The following is a 16,328-nucleotide window of genomic DNA, read 5'->3' as shown; positions in this document are numbered from 1 at the left end:
AAAAGCTGGCGACAAACATGACGATGGAGGTGAATGCTGCAACGTCTCGAATGATATCGGTCATTTACGCGCTCCTTACTCGTTATGTTTCTTTTTTGTTCTATTTATGTTCGAGAGTCAATAGCTGCATCAATAATTTTCATCATCAGTATTTTGAAGAGTACCAATGGACCGAAGCACAACCCCTAAGCTATGAAAACGCGAGGGGGGATCACGATGAAACCACTTGCCTGCGCTCTCATTCTGCTTTCGGTTACATCCGCGGCTCACGCTGACGATACCATTGCGCCCGACCGCATCATCGACGCGGCGGTCGGCGATTGGAACAAGGACGGTAAGCCGGACCTTGCTTTGCTGGCGTTGGCCCCGCCAGACGACGAGACCACGATCGGCATCTATATTTATCTCCGCGACAAAGAACATCAGTTGCTCAAGCTGGCGGCCGCCGCACCCGACAAAGTATGGGGCCGAGGCGAGCCGGGCGGTATCTTCGGTCAGGAGCCTTCGATCACGGCGCTGCCCAATGGTTCGATCGCCGTCATGTCCCAGAATGACGCGATCGGGCGCGACCGCTGGCATCAGACGCTCACCCTCGCCTTCCGCAACAACGCCTTCGTCGTCGCCGGCTACACCTTTGATTACCGGGACAATCTCGAAGCCGATAGAAGCTATAGCTGCGACTACAATGTCCTGACGGGCAAGGCGACGAAGAGTGGCAGGGAACTCCAGACTCAAGCCAAAACCATCAAGATCCAGGACTGGAAAGACGATATCGGCCGGAAAGTTTGTGGGGAAAACACGTAGCGGCTTTTCATTTGTTCACCGTATGTTCTTTACTTGCTATCGAGCGCGTGGCATTCTGTGCCCTCACCACGAATGGAGAGGGACATGCCGGATCTTGCCGCGCTGAACGATTTTATTGTTGCCGCGAAGGCGGAGACCTATGTCGGCGATGGCGAGAGGCTGCCGTCCTGCCGGAGCGGCTCGCATGACATCGGCTATGCCAGCGGCCGCTGCCGCTATCTCGATAGCTATTTCGGCGGCACGGATTTCGCCGGACAGGAAGTCGTCTGGTACGATGACGAGCCGGTCTGGGCGATGAATTATTTTGGACGAATCGTCGAGCCCGATCTGATAGATGGCAGGGCTGCAGGGATGGTCATCAAGGCGGCGCTCATGCGGCTCTACCTCGATGAGAAACGCTTTCTCGGCGGTTTCGAATTCACCCATTCATTTGGCCAGTATGTCGATCGCAGTACCGGCGGCTGCGATCATTTTATCGGCCATGAGGTCATCCTCGTAAACGGACGTAAGGCCTATGAGCTGGATTACCGCGGCGGACTGATCGTCCCTTGATGGGCACCGTCAGAATTCGACGACCTTACCGTCATGGATAGTCACGCGGCGGTCCATGCGAGCCGCCAGTTCGTGATTGTGCGTGGCGATCAGCGCGGCAAGCCCGGACTGACGCACCAGCGCCTCCAGCGCGTCGAAGACGTAATGCGCCGTATCAGGATCGAGGTTGCCGGTCGGCTCGTCGGCCAAAAGCACCAGCGGTGCGTTGGCAACGGCGCGGGCAATCGCGACGCGCTGTTGCTCACCGCCGGAAAGCTCGGCCGGGCGGTGATCGGCGCGATGACCAATGCGCATATAGTCGAGGAGCTGGGCAGCGCGAGCGCTTGCCTCTTTCCGGGAGAGACCGGAAATCAACTGCGGCATCATGATGTTTTCTAGCGCGGAAAACTCGGGCAACAGATGGTGGAACTGATAGACGAAGCCAATCTCGCTGCGACGGACGGCCGTGCGCTTTTCATCGGACAGTCCCTCACAGGCCTGGCCATTAATCGTCACCTCGCCGCCATCTGGATGTTCGAGCAGGCCGGCAACGTGCAGAAGCGTCGATTTCCCCGTTCCCGACGGCGCGACCAGGGCAACGATCTCGCCGCTGGTCAAGGCGAAATCGGCGCCCTTCAGGATCGACAGCCGCGTTTCGCCCTGCCCGTAATGACGCTCCACGCCCGTAAGCTGGAGAACGACGTTGCGTTTGATCAAATGTGGAATTCCTTATTCGTACCTTAGCGCCTGCACCGGATCGAGCCGCGAGGCACGCCAGGCCGGAAAGATCGTGGCGAGGAAGGAGAGCGTCAGCGCCATCACGACCACGGAGAGGGTCTCGCCGAGATTCATTTCCGCCGGCAACTTGCTGAGGAAATAGACCTCGGGATTGAAGATCACCGTGCCGGATATCCAGGAGAAGAACTGACGGATCGATTCGATGTTGAGGCAGACGACGACCCCGAGCGCGACGCCGGCGACGGTGCCGACGACGCCGATCGCCGCGCCCGTCATGAAGAAGATGCGCATGATCGCCCCCGACGTCGCGCCCATGGTGCGCAAAATGGCGATGTCGCTTCCCTTGTCCTTCACCAGCATGATCAGACCGGAAATGATGTTGAGCGCCGCGACGATGACAATCAGCGTCAGGATCATGAACATGGTGTTGCGCTCGACCTGCAGCGCCGAGAAGAAGGTCTCGTTCACCTGCCGCCAGTCTGTCAGAAAGACCTGCCGCCCCGCCGCCGCTTCGATCTGCGGCCTCAGTGCGTCGACATCATCCGGGTTGCTGACGAAAAGCTCGATCTTCTCGACGATCCCCTCGGCATTGAAAAAGAGCTGCGCCTCCTCCAGCGGCATGAAGACGACGGAGGAATCGTATTCCGACATGCCGACTTCGAAGATGCCGGAGATCGTATAGGCCTTGACGCGCGGATTGACCCCGAAAGGCGTCACGTCGCCCTCCGGCGCAGTCAGCGTAATCTGGTCGCCGACCGTCAGACCCAGTTGCCGCGCCAGACGCGAACCCACCATGACGCCCTGGCCGGCGGTGAAGCCGACCATGTCGCCATCGACGATGTGGTCCGAAACGGTCTTGAGCTTGGTGAGGTCTTCGGCGCGGATGCCGCGCACGAGCGCACCGGTTCCCGAACCGCCGCGACCGGAGGCAAGCGTCTCGCCTTCGACCAGCGGCAGGGCCATGGTGACACCGGGGACGGCAGCGAGCCTCTGTGCCAGCGCGGCATAATCATTCAGCGGCGAATCCACGGGCTGAACAACGACATGGCCGTTGAAACCAAGAATCTGCTTGAAGAGCTCGGCGCGAAAACCGTTCATGACCGCCATGACGATGATCAATGCCGCAACGCCCAGCATGATACCGACCAGCGAGAAGCCGGCGATGACCGAGATCGACGCCTCCTTGCGCCGGGCGCGCAGATAGCGCCAGGCGACAAGCCGCTCGAAGCCGGAGAACGGACGCGATGACGGGCCGGTTTTGAAGGCCTTCTCCTGCTGCTTCACTGCCTCGCCTACCGCCATTCGCTTCTCATCCTATCGTTTATCAGCCTGCCAGCCGATTGATCGCCGCTTCGACGGTGATCGTTTCGCGGGCGCCGGTCTTGCGATCCTTGACTTCCACTTCGCCGTTCGCGATCGAACGCGGCCCGACGATGATCTGCATGGGCACGCCGATCAGGTCGGCAGTGGCGAACTTCGTTCCGGCACGATCGTCCGTATCGTCAAGCAGAACGTCCTTGCCGGCCTTCGAGAGCGCCGCGTAGATCGTCTCGCAAGCCGCGTCGCAGGACTGATCGCCGGCCTTCATGTTGATCACGACGGCATCAAAGGGCGCGATCGACGCCGGCCAGATGATTCCGTTCTCATCATGCGATGCTTCGATGATGGCGGGAACAAGGCGTGTCGGGCCAATACCGTAAGAACCCATATGGACGGCATGCTCCTTGCCGTCAGGACCCTGCACTTTCGCGCCCATCGGTTCGGAATATTTCGTGCCGAAATAAAAGATATGGCCGACCTCGATGCCACGGGCCGACAGGCGCTCGCCTTCCGGAATGGCGTTGAAGGCCGCCTCGTCATGCATCTCGGAGGTCGCCGCATAGACCGACGTCCATTTGTCGAAGATGGCTTTCAGGCCAGCGACGTCATCAAAATTCGTGTCGTCTGCGGGGATGTCGAAATTGACGAAATCCTTGTGGCAGAAGACCTCCGATTCGCCGGTGTCGGCGAGGATGATGAATTCATGGCTGAGGTCGCCGCCGATGGGGCCGGTGTCGGCGCGCATCGGAATTGCCCTGAGACCCAGTCGATTGAAGGTGCGCAGATAGGCAGCGAACATCTTGTTATAGGAGTGCACCGCACCTTCGAGCGTCAGATCGAAGGAATAGGCATCCTTCATCATGAATTCGCGCGAGCGCATGGTGCCGAAGCGTGGACGGATCTCGTCGCGAAACTTCAGTTGGATATGATAGAGGTTCAACGGCACGTCCTTGTAGGACTTGACGTAGGAGCGGAAGATGTCGGTGACCACCTCCTCATTGGTCGGGCCGTAGAGCATGGGGCGCTCCTGACGATCCTGGATGCGCAGCATCTCCTTGCCATAGGCGTCATAACGGCCGCTTTCCTGCCAGAGCTCGGCCGACTGCAGCGTCGGCATCAGCAGCTCGATGGCGCCGGCACGGTTCTGTTCCTCGCGGATGATATTGTTGACCTTGTCGAGGACGCGCTTGCCCAGCGGCAGCCAGGAGTAAATGCCTTGCGACTGCTGGCGGATCATGCCGGCGCGCAGCATCAGCCGATGGGAAACAATTTCAGCCTCTTTGGGATTTTCCTTCAGAATGGGCATGAAGTAACGAGACAGGCGCATGGGCTGATTCCAGATGGTTTGACGTTCCGCATTTGGCGGAATCGTTAGAAATTTAACTGCTGGAGGAGTTCATAACTGCTTCGGCGCAGGAAAGAAACCCGCATTTAGCGCGAGTAAAGCGGACGAACACCCGCAAATGTTGGGCAACGTCATATATTTTTGGAAATTCGAAAAAATGCACGTTTATAAGGATTTGGGAGAGAAATGTGTCAACAGAAAAATTCTGCGCGACTGTAGCAAAAATGCAAAAAAACAGATGACAACGGCCAATCTTTGAGCTAATTTTAGCTCACAAAAGAGGCAAGAAGGCTAAATTCTTGTCGTTTCGCGGTCAAGTCTTGGGAGGATCAGATCTTAGGCGCGCTCGCTCGCAGCCCCGGCAACGGATAAGGATCACGCGATACTTAAAAACAAGGCTTACAGCCTTGTTTTTTTTTGCTTTTCTGCGGCCCTGATCACGACCTTTTCGAGCCGGCAGGCTTTGGAACCGTTCCCAACCGCAGTCAAGTCAACGCGACGGCATCATCGCCGTTGCGCAGCCTCTTTGCCTCAAACTGATGACAAGGGTATGACGGATTGCTGACTATTCGGTGGCGAAGGATTTCAGCCGCAAATTGCAAAGAATTTCAAGGATAAACGTCAGCCGTCGTAGCGTGGAATGATCGGTGGGATCGAGTTGAAGCCGATGCCCAGATAGTGGGAGCTGATGTACCAGGCGCCGTAGATCAGGCCGGATACCAGCGTCGTGATCAGCACCACTCTTAAACCACGGAATTTCGTCGGCGCACTTTCGACGGTGCCGAGGACCACATGATTGTCTTCGGCTTGGGTGCGCAACCCAAACGGCAGGATGGCGAAGAGCGTGATCCACCAGACAACGAAATAGACAGCGCATGTCGAAAAAATCTGCTGGACCATTATGCTTCCTCAAGACAGGCTTCAAACCGGCCCGCACTCTCCTCGTCCCAACCAGCTTATAGAGCCAAAGCTTCCTTGTTTCAAAGCGCAGTTCAGCGCTCTAATGTCACACTGCTGTGTCGAACGCCGATCTAAGGGGTCGCGCTCTGCTCAAGCTCGATGAGAGTCCCAAAAAAATCCTTGGGGTGCAGGAAGAGCACCGGCTTGCCGTGGGCGCCGATCTTCGGCTCGCCATTGCCGAGCACACGGGCGCCGGCGTCGAGAAGCCGATCACGTGCGGCCAGAAGATCATCCACCTCGTAGCAGATATGGTGCATGCCCCCATCGGGGTTCTTCGCCAGGAAGGCCGATATCGGCGAGGCGTCGCCGAGCGGTTCCAATAGCTCGACCTTGCCGTTCGGCAGATCTATGAAAACGACGGTGACACCGTGTTCCGGCAAGGGCTGCGGCGCCGAGACCTTGGCGCCGAGCGTATCGCGATAGGTGGCGGAAGCGGCGGCGATATCAGGAACGGCAATCGCGATGTGATTGATGCGTCCGAGCATGGCTGCCCCTCCCCCCCGACCAGATAGAAACGCTATTAACCGGGCACGCGCGTGACGAACACCGTCACGACCGGCTTCTTGCCCCAGCCATGGTTGGCAGCGGCGCGTACGGCGCGACGCACAGCTTCCTGCAGCATGTCGATATCCTTGCGGCGGGCGCGCGGGATGCTTTCGATGGCGCTGACGATGGCATCGAAGAGCGTGTCTTCCATATCCTCGCCTTCGTCGTCATAGGCCGGCAAGCCGATCGCGACGAGATCGGGATCGCCGACGATCTCATAACGGGCATCGAGCAGGACATTCACGGCGACATGGCCGACATAGGCGAGCTTCTTGCGCTCGCCTATGCCCATCTCGTCAAAATCGCCGATCAGCGTGCCATCCTTGAAGATGCGGCCATGCGGCGCCTCGCCGATCACCTCGACCGGGCCTGGAGCCAGCCGCAATATGTCGCCGTTGCGAACCCGTGGCACGATGGAAATGCCGGATTGTTCGGCCAATTCCTTATGTGCGGTCAGATGCGTCGCCTCGCCATGCACCGGCACGACGATCTTCGGCCGCGTCCATTCATACATCCTCTGCAGCTCGTTGCGGCGCGGGTGGCCGGAGACGTGGACCAGCGCTTCAGCATCCGTCACCACATGCACGCCCTGCTCGGTGAGCCCGTTCTTGATATCCTGGATGGCCTTCTCATTGCCGGGAATGGCGCGCGAGGAGAAAACGACGATATCGCCGGCGGCGAGCGCGACGTTGCGCATTTCGTCGCGCGAAAGTTTGGCAAGAGCAGCGCGCGGCTCGCCTTGGCTGCCGGTCAGGATGACGACCACCTTGTCGCGCGGGATATAGCCATATTCATCTTCGGCGATGAACGGCTTGATGCCCTCCATGATGCCGATGTCACGGGCAACATCGACAACGCGCTTCAGCGAACTGCCAAGCAGCAAAATCTCGCGGCCTGCGGCCTCGGCGGCCTCGGCAATGGTGCGGATGCGGCCGACATTCGAGGAGAAGGTGGTGATCGCAACCCGGCCCTCGGCATCCTCGATGATCTTGCGCAGGCTTTCGGAAACATCCTTTTCCGAGGGAGATACGCCGTCTCGCAACGCATTGGTGGAATCGCACATCAATGCCAGCACGCCTTCATCACCGAGTTGGCGGAAACGCGCCTCATCGGTCAGCGGTCCAAGCGATGGCTCGTGATCGATCTTCCAGTCGCCGGTGTGAATGACATTGCCAACCGGCGTGCGGATCACCAGCGACATAGGCTCGGGAATGGAGTGATTGACGCCGACGCCTTCGATGCTGAAGGGGCCGACATTGATACGATCGCCGGCCTTGAACGGCGTGATCGGGATTTCGCCCATCGCCTTCTCATAGTCGCGCTTGGCTTCCAGCAGGCCGGCTGTGAAGGCCGACGCATAGACGGGAACGTTCAGGCCCGGCCAGAGATCATTCAATGCGCCATAGTGATCCTCATGCGCATGCGTGATGATGATGCCTTTGAGATTCTTGCGTTCCTTGGCGAGGAAACGGATATCGGGGAGCACGAGATCGACGCCGGGCAGGTCCGGCCCCGGAAAGGTGACGCCGCAATCGACCATGATCCACTGGCGATGCTCCGGCGCGCCATAGCCGTAAAGCGCGAGATTCATGCCAATCTCGCCGACGCCGCCGAGTGGCAAAAACACCAGTTCGTCTTGGTTTGCCATATCTATCTTTTACCTACGATCTGAAAAAAACATCGCCCGCAGCAATCGGCAAAATCTTGCCGCCGCCAGTATCGAGCATCAACAAGCCATTATCATCGATTCCGGCAAAATGGCCGGAAATCGAACGGTCCGGCAGATTCACGGCGATCTTTTCCCCGATGCCGCAGGCAACCTCGCGCCAGCGTGCTGTAACCTCGCGAACACCTTTGCCGCTATTCCAGACCGCCAAGGCTTCGGCCATGGACGCATAGAGATGCGCAAACAGTTCTTCCGGCGATACGGTCGAGCCATGCTCATGCAGGCAGGTGACCGGATAGAGCGGGTTTTCCGGCTTGACGGCAATGTTGATGCCGATGCCGATCACCAGCGCATAGCGTCCATCGGGAAGAGCTTCTCCCTCGATCAGAATGCCGCAAGTTTTCTTGCGGCCGATCAGGATATCGTTCGGCCATTTGACCTCGACCGGTTCCGCGGCCAGAGGCAGCACGCTCCGCACCGCTTGGTGCACGCCAACGGCGACAGCCAGCGGCAGGGAGCCAAGGCGGTCCATCGGAGCCGGATCGATCAGAAGGAGGGAAGCATAAAGATTGCCGGGTTCGGACACCCAGGCGCGTCCGCGGCGTCCACGGCCACCCGTCTGGCGGCCCGCTGTTACCCAGAGATTGCCGGCATCACCTGCCCGCGCCCGCTCCAGGCATTCGCTATTGGTGGATGCAGTCTCTGAAAGGGCAACATGCCGGAAGTCGGCGAGCGACTTCCGGCTGTTCATGTCAGACGCCATCAAAACAACGTCGCGGCAGCGAGATCGGCCGCACCGCCGATAGCACCGCCGAAGAAGACATAGGTGACGACGAAGAGACCGGAAAGGCCGAAGACCAGACGCAGCGAACCGGCCGTACGGGTGAACTCGTCCTTGGCTTCATCGAACCACATCACCTTGATGACGCGGAGATAATAGTAGGCGCCGACGACCGATGCGAGAACGCCGATGATGGCGAGCGCATAGAGATGGGCCTGGATGGCAGCGACGAAGACGAAGTACTTCCCGAAGAAGCCTGCGAGCGGCGGGATACCAGCCAGCGAGAACATCAGCGCCGTCAATACGACAGCCATGAAGGGATTGGTCGTGGAAAGGCCGGCGAGATCGTCGACATTCTCAACCTGACGGCCGTCGTCGCGACGCATCGCCATGATGATGGCGAAGGAGCCGAGCGTCATGGCCATGTAGATGACCATGTAAAGCATGACACCGGAGACGCCGGTCTTGCTGCCGGCGGCAAGACCAACAAGCGCATAGCCCATGTGACCGATGGAGGAATAAGCCATCAGTCGCTTGAAGTTGCGCTGACCGATTGCGGCGAAGGAGCCGAGCAGCATCGAAGCGATCGAGATGAAGACGATGATCTGCTGCCAGTCGGCAAGCACCGGATGAAAAGCGGTGACGACGATACGGGTCAAGATCGCCATGGCCGCAACTTTCGGGGCGCCGGCAAAGAAGGCGGTGACCGGGGTCGGCGCACCTTCATAAACGTCCGGCGTCCACATGTGGAACGGCACGGCGGAGATCTTGAAGGCAAGGCCCGCGAGAACGAAGACCAGACCAAAGACGAGGCCGAGCGAACGGGTCTCGGAGCTGAGCGCCGTGGCGATCGCATCGAAGGTGGTGTGGCCGGTGAAGCCATAGACAAGCGACATGCCGTAGAGCAGCATGCCCGACGACAGTGCGCCGAGCACGAAATACTTCAGACCGGCTTCCGTCGACTTGACGCTATCGCGGTTGATGGCGGCAACGACGTAGAGCGCCAGGGACTGGAGCTCCAGCGATAGATAGAGCGAGATCAGGTCATGCGCCGAGATCATCAGCAGGATGCCGAGGGTCGCCAGCAGCAGCAGCACGGGGAATTCGAAACGATCGAGCTGCTGCTCGCGCGCATGTCCCATGCTCATGAACATGGCGACGATCGAGCCCACGAGGGCGACGATCTTCATGAAGCGCGAAAAGCCATCGGCGAGATAAGCGCCGCCGTAAGCCAGGCCTTCGCCCGGCACGAAGATGATCCAGAGACCGGCCACTGCGAGAACTGCAATGGCAAGGCCGGTGACCGTCGGTCCCGACCGTTCGCCCGCGAAGACGCCGATCATGAGCAGCACAAGCGCACCGACCGCGAGGATAAGCTCCGGGATGGAAAGATGCAGGCTTGCAAGAATTGTGTCAGCAGTCATGTCGAATAAGTCCCGTCATCAATTCATCGACAGCGCAACATTCTGCGCGGCGTGCAGGGCTGCGGTGTAGTTGTTCACAAGCAGATCCACCGAAGCGGCCGTCGCATCGAAGATCGGAGCCGGATAGACACCGAAGAAGATCGTCATCGCGATCAGCGGATAAAGGATGAGCTGTTCGCGCGGCGACAGATCCAGCAGCTTCTTGAGGTTTTCCTTTTCCAGCGCGCCGAAGATAACGCGGCGGTAGAGCCAGAGCGCGTAAGCGGCTGAAAGAATAACGCCGGTCGCGGCGAACAGTGCAACCCAGGTGTTGGCGCGGAAGACGCCGATCAGGGTCAGGAATTCACCGATGAAGCCGGAGGTGCCGGGCAGACCGACATTGGCCATGGTGAAGACCATCATCGCAACGGCATATTTCGGCATGTTGTTGACGAGACCGCCATAGGCCGCAATCTCGCGGGTATGGGTGCGGTCGTAGACCACGCCGACGCAAAGGAAGAGTGCGCCGGAGACGATACCGTGCGACAGCATCTGGAAAATCGCGCCCTGAACACCCTGCTGGTTGGCAGCAAAGATGCCCATGGTGACATAGCCCATGTGCGCGACCGAGGAATAGGCGATCAGCTTCTTGATGTCTTCCTGCATCATCGCCACCAGCGAAGTGTAGATGATGGCGATGACGGACAGAGCGTAGACGAGCGGCGCGAAATATTCCGACGCGTTCGGGAACATGCCGATCGAGAAGCGGATGAGACCATAACCGCCGAGCTTCAGAAGAATGCCGGCCAGAATAACCGAGCCTGCCGTCGGCGCCTGAACGTGCGCGTCGGGCAACCAGGTGTGAACCGGCCACATCGGCATCTTCACCGCGAAGGAGGCGAAGAAAGCCAGCCATAGCCACGTCTGCATCTGCGGCGGGAACTTGTAGGCGAGCAACGCCGGGATATCCGTCGTGCCGGCCTGCCAGTACATCGCCATGATGGCAAGCAGCATCAGCACCGAGCCGAGCAGCGTATAGAGGAAGAATTTGTAGCTGGCATAGACGCGATCCTTGCCGCCCCAGACGCCGATGATCAGGAACATCGGGATGAGACCGGCTTCGAAGAAGACGTAGAACAGCACGATATCCAGCGACGTGAAAACGCCGACCATCATCGTCTCGAGGACGAGGAAGGCGATCATGTAGTCCTTTAGGCGCTTCTCGATCGAGAGCCAGCTCGCCAGCACGCAGAAGGGCATCAGGAAGGTGGTCAGGATGACGAACAGCATGGAGATGCCGTCGACGCCCATGTGATAGCTGATGCCGGAGCTCAGCCAGTCATGCTTCTCGATCATCTGGAAGCCCGGATTGGCATTGTCGAAGCCAATCCAGACGAACAGCGACACGACGAACGTGAAGACCGTGGTCAGCAGCGATACGTTGAGGATGTTGCGGCGGCCGTTGGGTCCGTCATCCCGCATGAACAACAGGAGAAGGACGCCCACCAGCGGCAGGAAGGTGACCGTTGAAAGAATAGGCCAATCGGTCATCAGAGGGAACTCCCGAGCATCATCCAGGTAACGAGGGCCGCAATACCGAGCAGCATCGCGAAGGCATAGTGATAGAGGTAACCGGTCTGCAGGCGAACAACGCGGTTGGTGACATCGACGACGCGGGCGGCGACACCGTTCGGGCCGAACGTGTCGATGACCCCGATATCGCCCTTCTGCCACAGGAAGCGACCAAGCGCCTTGGCAGTGCGAACGAAGAGGAAGTCATAGAGCTCATCGAAGTACCACTTGTTCAGCAGGAATTCGTAGAGCACGCGATGCTGCTGCGCGAGGATGCGCGGCGTCTGCGGCGACCTGATGTACATGTACCAGGCCAGAACGAAGCCGAGCAGCATAGCGATGAACGGGCTGACGCTCACCCAAGCCGGAACATGTTCCATCTCTTCGAAGATGTGGTTGGTCGGCAGTGTGAACAGCGCAGTCTTCCAGAACTCGCCATAGGCCTCGCCAACGAAATCGTTTCTGAAGACCATGCCCGCGGCGGCAGCCCCGAGCCCCAGCAGATAGAGCGGGATCAGCATGACGTTCGGCGATTCATGCACGTGATGCATGACCTCATGCGAAGCGCGTGGCTTGCCGTAGAAGGTCATGAAGATCAGACGCCAGGAATAAAAGCTCGTGAACAGGGCGGCAATAACCAGCAGCGTAAAGGCAAAGCCTGCGGCCGGGCCTTGCGAGGCAAAGGCAGCTTCGATGATCGCGTCCTTCGAAATGAAGCCCGCGAAGCCGAAATGCGTGAAGGGGATGCCGACGCCGGTAATCGCCACCGTGCCGGTGATCATCATCCAGAAAGTGTTCGGAATATGCTTACGCAGACCGCCCATGTGGCGCATGTCCTGCTCGCCGTCGACGGCGTGAATCACCGAACCGGCACCGAGGAAGAGCAGCGCTTTGAAGAAGGCGTGCGTGAACAGGTGGAAGATGGCTGCGCCATAGGCGCCGACGCCGAGAGCGACGAACATGTAGCCGAGCTGCGAACAGGTCGAATAGGCGATGACGCGCTTGATATCGTTCTGCACGAGACCGACGGTTGCCGCAAAGAAGGCCGTAATCGCACCGATGATGGTGACGAAGGTCAGGGCGTCCGGCGACAGTTCGAAGATCGGCGACATGCGAGCGACGAGGAAGACGCCGGCGGTGACCATGGTCGCGGCATGGATGAGCGCCGACACCGGGGTCGGGCCTTCCATGGCGTCCGGCAGCCAGGTGTGCAGCAGGAACTGCGCCGACTTACCCATGGCGCCCATGAAGAGCAGCAGGCAGACGCCGGTCAGTGCATGCGCACGATCAAGATGCATGCCGAAGAGATTGAGCACGATATCGCCCGGCTGACCGCCCTGCCCCGCGGCAAAGCTCTGGGCGTTGCCAAAGATGACGTCGAAATTGATCGAGCCGAAGAGAACGAAGACGCCGGCGATACCGAGCACGAAACCGAAGTCGCCGACGCGGTTGACGATGAAGGCCTTGATCGCGGCCGCAGATGCGGACGGCTTCTTGAACCAGAAACCGATGAGCAGATAGGAGGCCAGACCGACGCCTTCCCAGCCGAAGAACATCTGGGCGAGGTTGTCGGAGGTCACCAGCATCAGCATGGCGAAGGTGAAGAGCGAGAGATAGGCGAAGAAGCGCGGACGATGCGGATCGTGATGCATGTATCCGATCGAATAGATGTGAACGAGGGTCGAAACCGTGTTCACGACGATCAGCATCACCGAGGTCAGCGTATCGATGCGCAGCATCCAGGAGACATCGATGCCGCCGGACTGGATCCAGCGCAGCACTTCCACCTTGATCGGGCCCTCGGCGTGACCAAGCGCGACCGTGAAGAAGACGATCCATGACAGAACCGCGGCGACGATCATCAAGCCGCTGGTAACGTATTCCGAAGCCTTGGCACCGATCCCGCGGCCGAACAGGCCGGCAATGATCGCGCCGATCAGGGGAAGAAAGACGATAGCCTTATATAAAAACATAGCTGTATCAGCCCTTCATCACGTTGACGTCTTCGACCGCGATGGAACCGCGGTTACGGTAGAAGACGACGAGAATTGCAAGACCGATGGCCGCTTCGGCAGCAGCGACGGTCAGAATGAACAGAGCGAAGACCTGGCCGACGATATCGTTGAGGAACGACGAGAAGGCGACCATGTTGATGTTGACCGCAAGCAGGATGAGCTCGATCGACATCAGGATGATGATGACGTTCTTGCGGTTCAGGAAAATGCCGAAAACGCCGAGCACGAAAAGGATGGCGCTGACCGTCAGGTAGTGGGAAAGTCCGATGACCATATTCTTGTTCCTTTGACCCTCGTGCCGCGCCTTAGACGCCCTGCCCCGGCTTGACCTTGACCACCTCGACGGCGGTCGCAGGCGTGCGGGCGACCTGTTGCGGAATGCTCTGGCGTCTGACGTGGGTGCGATGCCGCAGCGTCAGCACGATCGCGCCGATCATCGCGACCAGAAGCACAAGACCGGCGATCTCGAAGAAATAAACGTAGTTGGTATAAAGCACGTCGCCGAGTGCTGCGGTGTTCGTGCGGGTCGTCACCGCCGGGATCGGCATAGCGACCGACTTAGCGACAACAGGTGAAATCACGCTGCCGCCGATGACGACGATCAGCTCGGCGGCGAGAATGATGCCGATCAGCGCGCCGATCGGTGCATATTCCAAAATGCCTGCCCTGAGCTCGGAGAAGTCGATGTCGAGCATCATGACGACGAAGAGGAAGAGGACTGCGACGGCGCCGACATAGACGACCAGCAGGATCATCGCCAGGAATTCCGCCCCCATCAGCAGGAAGAGGCCGGCGGCATTAAAGAATACCAGGATGAGGAACAGGACCGAATGGACCGGATTCCGCGCCGAGATAACCATGAACGCCGACGCCACCGCGACAAAGGCGAAGATATAGAAAAAAAGAGCCTGCAGACCCATGTTGGTGCCTTTTTCGTCTTCCCCCGGGCAGCCGGGAGTGTCCCTGCCCGATGGGACTTGGCTGGACATGCGTCCGGCAAAGCCCCGGTCTCTATTCCACCGCGACGGCGACAATCTCAGCCGCCCGTCACGGCATATTCAAAATTCCGCTTAGCGGTACGGCGAGTCCATCGCGATGTTGCGCGCGATTTCGCGTTCCCAGCGGTCGCCATTTTCGAGAAGCCGCGCCTTGTCGAAATAAAGCTCTTCGCGGGTTTCCGTGGCAAATTCGAAGTTCGGCCCTTCGACGATGGCGTCGACCGGGCAAGCCTCCTGGCAGAAGCCGCAATAGATGCACTTCACCATATCGATGTCGTAGCGCACCGTGCGGCGGGTGCCGTCATTGCGGCGCGGCCCGGCTTCGATGGTGATGGCCTGAGCAGGACAGATGGCTTCGCAGAGCTTGCAGGCGATGCAGCGCTCTTCGCCGTTGGGATAACGGCGCAGCGCATGTTCGCCGCGGAAGCGCGGGCTGACCGGCCCCTTTTCGAAGGGATAATTGATCGTCGCCTTCTGCTTGAAGAAATAACGCATCGACAAAAAGAATGCGCCGACGAATTCCTTGAGGAACAGTGAGCTGACGGCGTTGGAAAGTCCGGCCATCTTCAACCTCCAAATCTGCTTGAAGCGAGGATCGACATCATCATGCCCATCCCGTCAGCTTCAGCACGAATGCAACGATAATGACCATAGCGAGCGACAGCGGCAGGAACACCTTCCAGCCAAGGCGCATGAGCTGGTCGTAGCGGTAGCGCGGCACGAACGCCTTGACCATCGCGAACATGAAGAAGACGAGGCACGACTTCAGCAGGAACCAGATGACGCCGGGGACCCAGTTCAAGATCCAGATATCGACCGGCGGCAGCCAGCCACCGAGGAAGAGGATCGTGGTCAGCGAGCACATCAAAACGACGGCGGCATATTCGCCGAGCATGAACATCATGTACGGCGAAGAGCCATATTCGACCATGAAGCCGGCAACCAGCTCCGATTCCGCTTCCGGAAGATCGAATGGCGGACGGTTCGTTTCAGCGAGCGCCGAAATGAAGAACACGATGAACATCGGGAACAACGACAGCCAATGCCAGTCGAGGAACGACGCCGGCAGGCCGAGCTTGGTACCGAGGCCGGTCTGCTGCGACATGACGATATCGGTCAGGTTCAACGAACCAACGCAGAGCAGCACGGTAACGATGACGAAGCCGATCGAGACTTCGTAGGACACCATCTGCGCGGCGGAACGCAGCGCGCCGAGGAACGGATACTTCGAGTTCGAAGCCCAGCCGCCCATGATGATGCCGTACACTTCCAGCGACGAAATCGCCAGAATGTAGAGGATGCCGACATTGATGTCGGCGATGACCCAGCCATGCGCCAGCGGCACGACGGCCCAGGTGGAGAGCGCCAGGACCACGGAGACGAGCGGCGCCAGCAGGAAGACGGTCTTGTTGGCGCCGGCCGGGATGATCGGCTCCTTGACCATGAACTTCAAAAGGTCGGCGAAGGACTGGAACAGGCCAAAGGGACCGACGACGTTCGGGCCGCGGCGCAACTGAACCGCCGCCCAGATCTTGCGGTCGGCAAGAAGGATATAGGCGATGAAGATCAGCAGGCAGACCAGGAGCAGCAGGGACTGACCGATGATAATCAGCGCCGGCCAAAGATAGGTCGAAACGAATGAATCCATA

Annotated in this window: 16 protein-coding genes; 2 read left to right on the top strand and 14 right to left on the bottom strand. The window is 59.1% G+C overall.

All coding sequences use genetic code 11. The features are described from left to right. The first annotated feature begins 216 nt into the window (after window positions 1-216). Both PH547_RS10335 and PH547_RS10330 read left to right on the top strand, forming a co-directional pair. Window positions 217-804, top strand: a complete 588-nt coding sequence (locus PH547_RS10335) for a hypothetical protein (protein ID WP_104822701.1) — start codon at window positions 217-219, stop codon at window positions 802-804. An 84-nt stretch (window positions 805-888) separates the two neighbouring features. Next, a complete protein-coding gene (locus PH547_RS10330) occupies window positions 889-1,356 on the top strand; it encodes a DUF5680 domain-containing protein (RefSeq protein WP_104822700.1) in 468 nt (155 codons plus the stop codon). A gap of 9 nt (window positions 1,357-1,365) precedes the next feature. Here PH547_RS10330 and PH547_RS10325 read toward each other — a convergent pair whose 3' ends face one another. The 14 genes from PH547_RS10325 to nuoH form a co-directional block, all read right to left on the bottom strand. Continuing rightward, window positions 1,366-2,049 (bottom strand): ABC transporter ATP-binding protein, encoded by a 684-nt coding sequence (locus tag PH547_RS10325; protein ID WP_104825055.1) that lies wholly within the window; start codon window positions 2,047-2,049, stop codon window positions 1,366-1,368. Between the two features lie 15 nt (window positions 2,050-2,064). After that, window positions 2,065-3,375, bottom strand: coding sequence for a lipoprotein-releasing ABC transporter permease subunit (locus PH547_RS10320; RefSeq protein ID WP_104822699.1), 1,311 nt, complete (start codon window positions 3,373-3,375; stop codon window positions 2,065-2,067). A 22-nt stretch (window positions 3,376-3,397) separates the two neighbouring features. Continuing rightward, window positions 3,398-4,720 carry a proline--tRNA ligase gene (gene proS / locus PH547_RS10315; protein WP_104822698.1) on the bottom strand — a complete coding sequence of 441 codons (1,323 nt, stop codon included), beginning with the start codon at window positions 4,718-4,720 and terminating at the stop codon, window positions 3,398-3,400. A 639-nt stretch (window positions 4,721-5,359) separates the two neighbouring features. Further along, window positions 5,360-5,638, bottom strand: coding sequence for a DUF1467 family protein (locus PH547_RS10310; protein WP_104822697.1), 279 nt, complete (start codon window positions 5,636-5,638; stop codon window positions 5,360-5,362). Window positions 5,639-5,769: 131 nt separating this feature from the next. After that, the gene (gene mce, locus PH547_RS10305; protein ID WP_104822696.1) at window positions 5,770-6,183 is read right to left on the bottom strand and encodes a methylmalonyl-CoA epimerase; all 414 of its coding nucleotides are present in this window, start codon (window positions 6,181-6,183) and stop codon (window positions 5,770-5,772) included. Window positions 6,184-6,218: 35 nt separating this feature from the next. Next, the gene (locus PH547_RS10300; protein WP_104822695.1) at window positions 6,219-7,892 is read right to left on the bottom strand and encodes a ribonuclease J; all 1,674 of its coding nucleotides are present in this window, start codon (window positions 7,890-7,892) and stop codon (window positions 6,219-6,221) included. A gap of 13 nt (window positions 7,893-7,905) precedes the next feature. Then, window positions 7,906-8,673: a biotin--[acetyl-CoA-carboxylase] ligase gene (locus PH547_RS10295; RefSeq protein WP_104822694.1), complete on the bottom strand. Its 768-nt coding sequence runs from the start codon at window positions 8,671-8,673 to the stop codon at window positions 7,906-7,908. Then, a complete protein-coding gene (gene nuoN, locus PH547_RS10290; protein ID WP_104822693.1) occupies window positions 8,673-10,115 on the bottom strand; it encodes an NADH-quinone oxidoreductase subunit NuoN in 1,443 nt (480 codons plus the stop codon). The genes PH547_RS10295 and nuoN overlap by 1 nt, the downstream gene beginning before the upstream one ends. An 18-nt stretch (window positions 10,116-10,133) precedes the next feature. Next, the gene (locus PH547_RS10285; protein WP_260303814.1) at window positions 10,134-11,645 is read right to left on the bottom strand and encodes an NADH-quinone oxidoreductase subunit M; all 1,512 of its coding nucleotides are present in this window, start codon (window positions 11,643-11,645) and stop codon (window positions 10,134-10,136) included. Further along, window positions 11,645-13,639 carry an NADH-quinone oxidoreductase subunit L gene (gene nuoL / locus PH547_RS10280; RefSeq protein WP_104822691.1) on the bottom strand — a complete coding sequence of 665 codons (1,995 nt, stop codon included), beginning with the start codon at window positions 13,637-13,639 and terminating at the stop codon, window positions 11,645-11,647. The genes PH547_RS10285 and nuoL overlap by 1 nt, the downstream gene beginning before the upstream one ends. Window positions 13,640-13,646: 7 nt before the next feature. Then, window positions 13,647-13,955, bottom strand: coding sequence for an NADH-quinone oxidoreductase subunit NuoK (nuoK, locus tag PH547_RS10275; protein WP_004122490.1), 309 nt, complete (start codon window positions 13,953-13,955; stop codon window positions 13,647-13,649). 31 nt (window positions 13,956-13,986) lie between these two features. Beyond that, on the bottom strand, window positions 13,987-14,601 hold the full coding sequence (locus PH547_RS10270) for an NADH-quinone oxidoreductase subunit J (RefSeq protein WP_104822690.1): 615 nt from the start codon (window positions 14,599-14,601) through the stop codon (window positions 13,987-13,989). Between the two features lie 150 nt (window positions 14,602-14,751). Continuing rightward, entirely contained in the window at window positions 14,752-15,243 is a 492-nt protein-coding gene (gene nuoI / locus PH547_RS10265) for an NADH-quinone oxidoreductase subunit NuoI (RefSeq protein WP_104822689.1), read from the bottom strand. A 40-nt stretch (window positions 15,244-15,283) separates the two neighbouring features. Then, entirely contained in the window at window positions 15,284-16,327 is a 1,044-nt protein-coding gene (gene nuoH, locus PH547_RS10260) for an NADH-quinone oxidoreductase subunit NuoH (protein ID WP_104822688.1), read from the bottom strand. Window position 16,328: the final 1 nt, after the last annotated feature.

The organism is Rhizobium cerradonense, from assembly GCF_030182455.1.
Lineage (GTDB): Bacteria > Pseudomonadota > Alphaproteobacteria > Rhizobiales > Rhizobiaceae > Rhizobium.
The sequence above is the reverse complement of the archived record's forward strand: the minus strand, read 5'-3'. Positions and strand labels throughout refer to the sequence as shown.